4 protein-coding genes and 1 rRNA gene are annotated in these 6,645 nt (G+C 43.2%); 2 read left to right on the top strand and 3 right to left on the bottom strand.

All coding sequences use genetic code 11. From position 1 onward, the window contains the following. Window positions 1-13: 13 nt before the first annotated feature. Window positions 14-131, top strand: a 5S ribosomal RNA gene (gene rrf, locus RMO27_RS21805). 350 nt (window positions 132-481) lie between these two features. On the opposite strand, the gene RMO27_RS21810 is transcribed toward rrf, so the two are convergent. Both RMO27_RS21810 and egtD read right to left on the bottom strand, forming a co-directional pair. Further along, entirely contained in the window at window positions 482-1,606 is a 1,125-nt protein-coding gene (locus RMO27_RS21810) for a mechanosensitive ion channel domain-containing protein (RefSeq protein ID WP_309736546.1), read from the bottom strand. A gap of 163 nt (window positions 1,607-1,769) precedes the next feature. Continuing rightward, window positions 1,770-2,765 (bottom strand): L-histidine N(alpha)-methyltransferase, encoded by a 996-nt coding sequence (gene egtD, locus RMO27_RS21815; RefSeq protein WP_309736549.1) that lies wholly within the window; start codon window positions 2,763-2,765, stop codon window positions 1,770-1,772. Window positions 2,766-3,126: 361 nt separating this feature from the next. On the opposite strand from egtD, the gene RMO27_RS21820 reads away from it, so the two are divergent. After that, window positions 3,127-5,499: a tetratricopeptide repeat protein gene (locus RMO27_RS21820; protein WP_309736551.1), complete on the top strand. Its 2,373-nt coding sequence runs from the start codon at window positions 3,127-3,129 to the stop codon at window positions 5,497-5,499. Window positions 5,500-5,525: 26 nt separating this feature from the next. On the opposite strand, the gene RMO27_RS21825 is transcribed toward RMO27_RS21820, so the two are convergent. Continuing rightward, on the bottom strand, window positions 5,526-6,645 hold a 1,120-nt coding region (locus RMO27_RS21825), incomplete at its 5' end, for an ABC transporter permease (protein WP_309736553.1).

Consider the following 6,645-nt stretch of genomic DNA (forward strand, 5'->3'; position numbering starts at 1 on the left):
ACCAGTACACCTGCTTGGTGTCTATGGCATAGTGGAACCACACCGATCCCTTCCCGAACTCGGAGGTGAAACGCTATTGCGGCGACGATAGTTGGGGGGTTGCCCCCTGTCAAAATAGCTCGATGCCAAGCTTAATATTCACAAGAAGCCGATGTCTGATGACATCGGCTTCTTTGTTTTGTTAACACCGAGTTCAACAATAACAAGAAATTAGGAATATGGATGTGCTGGACTAGATTTACTCACTAAACGTTTTCTGCTGACTCTGTAGCTGATCTTGTCTCGCCGATCAATCGGCCACTTTCACCAAAAGCTCGGAAGAACCCAATCAAACAGTGTCGCCTAATACTGTGCAGGCAGACGCTTCGCGTTGGCAGAGCCTTGCCTTTGGCATTACGGAACGAGAATCGCCCTATCAGTATGCTCGAATTTCTCTCCACCAGGGGCTTTAAACATATCACCCTATAGCTGAATAGTCCCATCAATTACTAGTTGCGTGCTGAGTTGGTTTGTATTTACCTGGATCGGTTTCTAGTTTAACATCCAAGAAATCGATACCCTCTTGTTCTAGTAGTTCTAAGATTGCTAAATTCAAGTTCTTCTCGGCATCAAAATAAAGATTGTCATCATTGACGTATGCCATAATTTCAATGACGCGGGCATTGTTTTGGATACTCTTGAATCTGACTATGCATGATGGGATCAAACCAGGAATAGACTTGGGCATTTCTTGGATGAGATCGCAAATCCTGGCGGTTTGGCGTGCGGAAAGATTATCAATTTTCAGAACTAAATTTAGCCCCCATTTTAACTCCTCACCAGGATTTTGTGACCAATTATCAATGATCCCAGTAATCATTTTAGAATTCGGCATTTTCATAATCGAACCCCACTTTGCTAGATGTAGAGTTGTGGTTCTAAATCCAATCTTTTTGATTTCAACAAAACCATCTATGCCTGTCATTCCCACCCAATCACCCTCTCGGTAAAGATTATCAGAGTAGATAATTACCGTACAAAACCAGTCATAAACAATATCTTTTAGTAGTAAACCGATGGTGATCCCAGCACCACCGAGTAACCCAACTAATGCCCCTGCTGATTGTCCTAAAAATATCTCACTAATCTTAATTGTGATAAAGATGATTGCTACCGCTTGAAAAATTTTGGGCATCAAGGGTTTGAGTAATTCATCAAGCTCCGTATCAGTACGTAGTAACAAATTAGCAATTATTTGCCCGAAGATGGACGCGCAGCGGTAGACAACATACGCAGTGATAAAAACCACTATATAGTTAAGTACTTTATCGATCGCATCACTAAATTGAACTCCAATTTCTTGTGCCCAAATCACCTTAATTATCCACAGTCCACCAATCAGAATCAACCAGCTTAAAGATGGCTTGAGCACCTCTACCAATTCATCATCTAGTACTGTCTGAGTTCGGCGGGTGAATCGCTCAATCCCTTTGATAATTCCCGATACCAAAAATCGTCTTAATGTCTGTGTCAGTGTCAGAATGACGATCGCTGCAATGATTTTGCCAATGGGGATGCCAGTATAATTAAAATTGAGATTTTTCAGTGTGTCTAAAAATGCTTCCATGTTTTACGACCTAAGTAAATAGATGAGCATCGAAAATTCTCATACTGAGACGCTGCTGCTGAAGCAGATGCTTTGCCAACGCGAATGGGAGTCGGCAAAAGCAAAAAGGAACGCTAATTTTATCGGAAGTAAAAAATCATATTTCAATTCAGCGTCGCTAAATTTATTGAGATTGACAGAGGATCAAACCGAACCAAGATTGAGCGTCTGTCCAAATTTTGAGTGGCGGAAATCCATGAGCAGTGAGGGTATCCTCCAAAGTGGGAAGATGGAACTTGCGAGAGATTTCGGTGTGAATTGTTTCTCCTGGTTTGAATGAGATTTCTAAGTCAAGAGCTTTAAGTTTGACTGTTCGATCTGTCAAACTCTTGAGGTGCATTTCGATTTGACTGGCAGTGGGATTAAAGAAGGCTAAATGAGCGAAATTATCGAGGTCGAAATTACCATCAAAACGATCGTTCAGATGTTGTAAAGCATTGAGATTGAAAGCAGCAGTGACGCCTTGAGCATCGTTATAAGCGGCTTCAAGGATGCCGATCGGTTTTTGGAGATCGACACCCAAAAGAAAGAATTCCCCAGGTTGGAGAGCCTGTTTGACTTGAGTCAGGAAGATATCTCTGTCTCGATCGTCGAGATTTCCCATCGTACTTCCCAAGAACATCAGCATCCGGTTTTCGATAATGCGGGGCGGGAGATTGGCAAGCGCGCGTTCGTAAGTGCCCGCGACACCGCAAACATTAAGCAGGGGATAGGAGTCTAATAAATTGAGTGCAGTAGTGCGGAGAATGCCAGCACTGACATCGATCGGGTAATAATGCAGGGGATTATCGAGTTGACTGTAGGCTGTCAGTAGGGTGTGCGTTTTACGCGAGCTACCACTACCGAGTTCGACGAGTTCGCAGGCTCCAGTTAATTCGATAATTTCTGAAACATAGGTATCGAGGATGACTTGTTCGGTGCGAGTGGGATAATATTCAGGGAGATCGGTGATTTGCTCAAATAATTCGGAGCCACGATCGTCATAGAGATATCGACATGATAAAGTTTTAGGGGTTTGAGTTAAACTCTCAATCACATCGCTACCATCATCGATCGCGGGTAGATCGGTATCTAGATTAATCCATTGCAGCCGAGCATGTTCTTTGATTTGGGTTTTCACTGGGTTACACCTGCTGATATAAGTTGATGGTTGAGAGCGTTTGTACCGCCGTTGCCTTCGCAAAATCAATCGATCGTGCCCTAGGCGACAAAACGACCTAATCTTGATAATAGCGAAATGTTTCACTGTGTAACCATTTTTCTCTATAAAACCCTCCAATCGACATAAAAATACAGGAAATGACTACCTTTTTATTAGATCGATCTATAGTTGGATTCCGATCTACTTTCAGGAGCGATCGGGACAAGGCGATTCGGACAAATTTGTGTTGAGATCCGGTGCTCCACTGCTGAACTGGCAAGGGTTAGAGCAAGATAACGGAATCAAGTTAAAATACAAAGCATTATAGCTAGCACAAATCATGCAGTCCGGTCATCTCCTCCGCAATCGCTATCGGATCGAAAATCGCTTATCTGCGGGAGGATTTGGCGAAACATATATTGCGATCGATGAGGATTACCCTGACAAACGACGAGTAGTTGTCAAACACCTCAAGCCCCAAAATACCAATCCGGGTGTATTGGAATTTGCGCGGCGGCTATTTGAGAATGAAGGCGTCACGCTTGCCAAGTTGGGAGAGAAAACCGATCTGATTCCGACTTTATATGCCTACTTTGAGGAGGATCGGGAGTTTTATTTAGTACAGGAATTCATTGAAGGACAAACGCTCACTCAGGAATTAGGTACGCGTCGATTATCCGAATCTGAAACGATCGCCATTGTCCGCAAAATTTTGGTGGTATTGACTGAAGTTCATCGTCAGCGGATCGTTCATCGCGATCTCAAGCCTGACAATATCATTCGGAGATCGCGAGATCGACAGCTAGTCTTAATTGATTTCGGTGCCATCAAGGAAGTTCGGCACACAAATTTGCAGATCTCTAATGCCCCAATCGCTAAATCGATCAGGATCGGTACGACTGGATATATGCCCTCCGAACAAGCGATGGGCTATCCAACCGCGGCTAGCGATATCTATGCGGTGGGGGCGATTGCCTTGCAATGTCTGACTGGCAAGCTTCCCAGCGAATTGTTCGATGAGGATGCTTTGGAGTTCAAATGGCAGCATCTTTGTGTCGTGAGCGATCGATGGGCCGATCTCCTCGCTAAAATGGTCGCACCACGGCAGATTGATCGCTATCCCAATGCCATGGAGTCGATCGTCGCCATCGATCTGCTGGCACAGACAGTAATGCCCACAGCCAATCCAGTTGCCTCAACAATTATTATGCCAGTGCCGAAAGGAGCAAAAGTAGCAGCGCAAACACCTTCGCCTACTTATATTCCACCCGTATCCGCAAATTCATCATCTGCGAATATTCAAGCTCCGCCACAACCACAGCAAGCATTAGCGAACAAACAGATCGATCAATCCAAGCTGCTTAAATGGGCTGTGCCGATCGGTGCTGGATTGGTGAGTTTATTCCTATTATCGAGATTATTCACCCCACCTACCCCCAAAACAGCGTCGATCCAGCCCAAAAAAGTGTCATCAACCCTGCCAGCAGCTACTCCCAAAGCTGTCAGTAAAGAAGATCGAGCTTCCCTAGCTAAATACAACCAGACGATCGAAATTAATCCCAAGGATGCCAATGCTTATGTCGATCGGGGTGTTCTCAAGGTATCCAAACTGAACGACACGTCAGGCGCATTAGCCGACTGTGATCAGGCGATTCAAATCGACCCCAATCATGCTAAAGCTTATCTAGTTCGAGGTATTCTAAAAGCTGATAAGTTGAATGACACGAAAGGAGGATTAGGTGACTACAATCGGGCAATTCAAATCAACCCCGACTATGATGCTGCTTATTTCGTTCGTGGTGCTCTGAAAACTGAAAAATTGAATGACACACAAGGGGCATTAGGTGACTACAATCGGGCGATTAAAATTAACTCTGATTATGCTAATGCTTATGTCAATCGTGGTTTTTTAAAAACGAATAAACTGAATGACGGACAAGGAGCATTGGCTGACTACAATCGGGCGATCAAAATCGATCCTAAGCATACTAATGCTTATCGCAATCGTGGTATTCTAAAAGAATACAAACTGAATAATACTTCAGCAGCACTAGCAGATTATAATCGGGCAATCCAGATCGATTCCAATTATGCCGATGGTTATTACAATCGCGGTGCTCTGAAAACAAATAAACTGAATGATTCACAAGGAGCCTTAGCCGACTTCGATCAATCGATCCAACTCAATCCTAATTTTGCTGACTTTTATATTGATCGCGGTGCTCTAAAAACGACCAAACTCAATGATACACCAGGAGCATTAGCTGACTTCGATCGGGCAATCCAGATCGATCCCAAGAATGCTAATGCGTACATGAATCGCGGTGTGATCAAGTATATGAAGCTCAACGATCTTCAGGGGTCTTTAGCTGATTATAATCGAGCGAGCGAACTCAATCCTAATAATGCTGATACACACAACAATCTTGCCTTCGTCAAATATGACCTTGGCGATCCGTCTGGGGCAATCCAGTCTTGGCGTAAAGCTCTAACTTTAAATACAAAAGATGCTGATGCTCAACTAGGATTAGCTGTGGCACTTTACAAGCAGGGACAAGAAGCTGAAGCTTACACATTGGGTACGATCGCAATCAGAGCAGAAAAGCGATCGACAGATCTAGCTTTTCTCAAAAAAGAAAAGATCTGGAGTGAAAATATTCTCAAGGATGCGGCTACATTTTTCCAGACTCCAACCATGAGTGCTATTCGCTAACCCAAATTGCCACGCAGATCGAATCTCTACAAAATATCTTTTTTCTTTTGAATCCAAGCAGTAATGAGCCAACAAGTAATAATATGCACCAATAACATCAGCCAGTTTAAACTTAAATTCGACCAAGTAGATTGGTACGCGCTACCAGTTGGAAAAGGCATATCTTCGATCCTACCTGTGCGCAGATTAGCTGGTAACAATTGATTGATATTAATAATCGTGCCATAAGATCCGATCGCCCAGCGACTTAACATTAGATATGAAATGAATGTGCCTATACCTTCAAGCTTAAATAATACTCCCGAAAAAATGATTTGTGGTAATAATAGCAAAGGTAATGCACCATTGGCTTGATTGCTATTTTTGACAACAGCAGATACCAATAGACCCAGGCTAAAACTAGCGACGAGTGTAAGGAAAGTACTAACAAAAATTCCTAATTGCCAATTAATCAAAGCTGAATTAGCAGATTTAAACCCTAGTGAAATCGCGAGTGAGATTAAAATAGTTTGACAGATCGCCAGAGTTGCCAGCACGCTAATCTTAGAGCCTAAATACGATCGCAAGCGGAGATTGACCAATCTTTCTCTTAAATAAATTGCCGATTCCTTCACTACTTCCTGTGCAGAACTAGATAGTCCAACCCATAAAGATGCACAAGTAATCACGAAGATTGCGCGCAATGCTAAACCTGGCGATCCCACATTGACGGCACCATCTAAGACAAAGGGATTTTTGTTGTGTAATGACAAATTGAGTAAGCTGATACTGACTGGAACTGTCAATAAAGCCAGCCCTAAATTCACCCGATCGCGAGTAATCAGCTTGAAATAACGTTGGGTAAAAATCCGCCATTGGTCGATCGCCTGAGCCTGTTTAGCCGTTGGCATCATCAAACTAGATCTCGCGCTGGCATGAGGATTGAAGGTATTAGCAATGTACTTTTGAAAATAGGCCGAATCTTGATACGATTTTACGTAGAAATCGATCTCATTATCTTGTTGGAGCTTGATATAAATATTGGCAAAATCTTTGACTCCAAAAAAGGTGAGTGCTTCGTGAGGATCTCCGAAGTAACATAGTTTGCCACCAGCACCTAAAAATAAGATGCGATCGCAGTCAGTGATATTGGTCGTTGCATGAGTT

Origin of the sequence: Chamaesiphon sp. OTE_75_metabat_556 (assembly GCF_031378165.1) — a bacterium.
Classification (GTDB): Bacteria; Cyanobacteriota; Cyanobacteriia; order Cyanobacteriales; family Chamaesiphonaceae; genus Chamaesiphon.

Excerpts from the sequence above, each read along its gene's own strand:
- RMO27_RS21820 (WP_309736551.1), top strand. The coding sequence starts at position 3,127 with ATGCAGTCCGGTCATCTCCTCCGCAATCGCTATCGGATCGAAAATCGC.
- RMO27_RS21810 (WP_309736546.1), bottom strand. The coding sequence starts at position 1,606 with ATGGAAGCATTTTTAGACACACTGAAAAATCTCAATTTTAATTATACT.